The organism is Nocardioides sp. P5_C9_2 (genome assembly GCF_054049555.1).
On the sequence record NZ_JBFUMD010000476.1, the window covers coordinates 1 to 2,975 of the forward strand.

The 2,975-nt window shown below is 66.3% G+C and carries 4 protein-coding genes; 2 read left to right on the plus strand and 2 right to left on the minus strand.

The features are described from left to right. A partial coding sequence (locus ACXJKL_RS18370; RefSeq protein WP_457208444.1) for an amidohydrolase family protein occupies positions 1-650 on the minus strand: 650 nt, incomplete at its 3' end. Positions 651-728: 78 nt separating this feature from the next. Then, a complete protein-coding gene (locus tag ACXJKL_RS18375) occupies positions 729-1,616 on the minus strand; it encodes an NAD(P)-dependent oxidoreductase (protein WP_457208445.1) in 888 nt (295 codons plus the stop codon). A 249-nt stretch (positions 1,617-1,865) separates the two neighbouring features. On the opposite strand from ACXJKL_RS18375, the gene ACXJKL_RS18380 reads away from it, so the two are divergent. Both ACXJKL_RS18380 and ACXJKL_RS18385 read left to right on the plus strand, forming a co-directional pair. After that, positions 1,866-2,243: an ArsR/SmtB family transcription factor gene (locus ACXJKL_RS18380; RefSeq protein ID WP_457208446.1), complete on the plus strand. Its 378-nt coding sequence runs from the start codon at positions 1,866-1,868 to the stop codon at positions 2,241-2,243. Further along, positions 2,237-2,975: enoyl-CoA hydratase/isomerase family protein (locus tag ACXJKL_RS18385; protein WP_457208447.1), on the plus strand; the 739-nt coding region annotated here is incomplete at its 3' end. The genes ACXJKL_RS18380 and ACXJKL_RS18385, both read left to right, overlap by 7 nt.

A 2,975-nucleotide genomic window follows, 5' to 3' on the forward strand; every position in this document is an offset into this window, starting at 1 on the left:
GAGCCGAAGTGCGCCGACAACGGGAGGTCCGCCTCTTCGGCGGCCTTGAAGATCGGGTCCCAATGGTCGGTGTGGAACGAGGGCAGGCCGAGCTTGTGCGGCGCCTCGAGGAAGGTGACCGACTTCGCGCCCTTGGCGGCCGTCCGCTCGATCTCCTTGACCGACGCGGCGACGTCCCAGAACGGGATCATCACGAGCGGGATCTGACGACCTGGGTCGTAGGCGCACCACTCATCGAGGATGAAGTCGTTGTAGGCGCTGATGCACGCGGAACCGAGCTCCTTGTCCTTCGACTGCCAGAACGTCGACCCGGCGAAGCCGCCCATGTTCGGGAAGCACATCTGGGCGTGTACGCCCTCGATGTCCATGTCGGCGAGTCGGCTCTTGATGTCGTGGCAGCCGTCGCGCATGTCGCCGTAGGAGCGCGGGTCCATTCCGAACTCCCGCGGATGCTTGCCGGCAACGGCATTCAGCGCGAAGTTGCCTCGCACGTCGCCCTCGTAGATCCACGCGTCGTTGCCGTCCGGCAGCGTCTCGATCCGGGGCGCCACGTCCTTGTACTTCGCGGGCAGGCGGTCGAGCCACACGCGCGGGTGCTCGATCACGTGATCGTCGACGGAGATCAGTTGTGCGTTGTCAGGCAGGCCCATGGTGCCCCCTCATTTCCTCGTCATGTGTTTGGTGGTTGATGTCGTTGATGCGAAGAGCGACGTGCGTGAAGCGGAGCCTCAGAGCTCGAGGCCCATGTTGTGGAGGGCGGACTCGGCCGCCGCGAGTGCGACACCCACCTCGGCCCCCGCCGCTTCGGCGAGCGCGACCATGAGTCGGGTGTCCTTCTGCAGGAGCGGGCCGGCCGTGCCGGCGGATCCGCTGAGATCCCAGTCGTCGCCACCGACCATGTTGACCCCGAAGCTGCGGCCGGAGCCGTTGGTGAGGACGAGCTTCAGGCTCGTGGGGTCCACTCCGACCTRCTTTGCGATGGCGAAGGCGCTCTCGGCGACCCCCATGTTGGCCGTCAGCAGGAAGTTGTTGATGATCTTCGCGTTCTGCGCAGCCCCCACGGGACCGAGGTGCGGGATCAGGTTGCTGTACTGCTCGAGGATCGGCTTGACCTTCGCGACCGCCACAGGATCGCCGGCGGTCATGACCAGGAGCGACTTGTCCTCCGCCGCGTGGCCACCCCCACTCACGGGCGCGTCCACCACACCGACGCCGTAGCCCGCTGCGACCTTCTCGATCTCTCGGACCGTGTCCGGGTGGACCGTCGAGTGGATGACGATGACTGAGCCACGCTTCATCGCGGCGATCGGAGCATCAGCACCGGACTCCTCGCCCCCAGGACGCCACTGACCGAGGAGCACGTCCTTCACGTCGTCGTCGTCGCGCACGACGAGCACCACCACGTCCTTGTCGACCAGGAGGTCCGCCGACGTGGCCGCGCTGGTGGCGGCCGTGTCGGCGTACTCCTGGAGGGCCTCGGGGCGGCGCGCCCACAGCTGGACGGGGAAGCCGGAGTTCGCAAGCACGCGGGCCATCGGGCCGCCCTGACTGCCAAGCCCGATCCATCCGACCTTGAGCGTGGTCTCCGGTGCCGCGATCGTCACTGCCGTCTCCATCCGTGCGTGTCAGTCGGTGCGCAGAAGGTGTGACTCACACCACTGCGTCGCTGACACTACAGCGAAGGAATCATCGAACTCAATACTTTGGTGACACGTGTTACTTAAATTTCGGCTGCCCGAACGCCGCCTAGGTTCTAGATCTATCGAACTTCGCCGTCACACTCGTTCCGCAAAATCATTGCCGCACCGGGTGCATTTGTAGTTCGATAGGGTTCAACACATCGACCGCACTATGGAGGACCAACCATGGAGCCTGAGCGCTCATCCGCGCCGGAGGCGTTCAAAGCACTCGGCGACCCGGTCCGATGGACCATCGTCCGCCACATGGCCGAGACGCCCGAGCTCGCCGGTTCTGCCCTCGACGACCTCCTGTCCATCTCGCGGCCGACGATCTCGTACCACATCCGCATCCTCACCCAGGCCGGTCTGGTGGAGGTCAGCAAGCGCGGGCGCAACCACTACTACACGCTGCGCCACGACGTGCTGCGCACCGTGTTGGCGGAACTCAACGCCCTGATGCCGGGCCTCGAGCTGGTCCACGACGCTACTGGTGAGCCCTGGACCATTGCGGTCGTCGACTCGGAGAGCGCACCCGAGCTGACGAAGGCTCTGCCCACGTGGTGAAGCAGTTGAGCACCGACGCAATCCTTGTCTCGCGGCCGACCACCGGCGTCGCTCTTCTCACGCTCAACCGCCCGGGGACGCGCAATGCGATGAATGTCGAGCTGACGCGGGAGTGGGACCGCGCCCTCGACGAGCTGTGCGACGACAGCGAAGTGAGATGCCTGGTCGTGACTGGAGCAGGTACATCCTTCTGCGCCGGCGCCGACCTCTCCTGGCTCGATCAGGGCAACCCGGACACCACGATCGACCGATTGCGTCATCGGATGTTGCCGTTCTACGAGAGCTGGCTTCGCCCCCGACAGCTGCCGTTCCCTGTGATAGCGGCCGTGAACGGCCCGGCGGTCGGCGCAGGCCTGTGCCTGGCACTCTCGTGCGACGTGCGGTTCGCGAGCCCGGCGGCCGTGTTGAGCACGCCCTTCATCTACCTCGGCACCCACCCGGGGATGGCGGCGACCTTCCTGCTTCCGGACGCGATCGGGCAGTCACGCGCCCGGGAGATGCTCTTCACCGGGCGGGACGTCCACGCCGTTGAAGCGCGCGAATGGGGCCTCGTCTCCGGTGTCGCCGAGGACGTGGTCGCCCACGCGATCGAGGTGGCGACCCAGATCGCTGCGGCCGGACCGATCGCCGCGAGACTCACCAAGGCAGGACTGGAGGCCTCCGCCGACGGGTTCGAAGCCTCGATCCGCTGGGAAGCGCTCGCCCAGCCCGTGACCTTGACGACCGAGGACC

What these genes read in the sequence shown, in the direction of transcription:
- ACXJKL_RS18380 (WP_457208446.1), top strand. Translation starts at nt 1,866, where the DNA reads ATGGAGCCTGAGCGCTCATCCGCGCCGGAGGCGTTCAAAGCACTCGGC.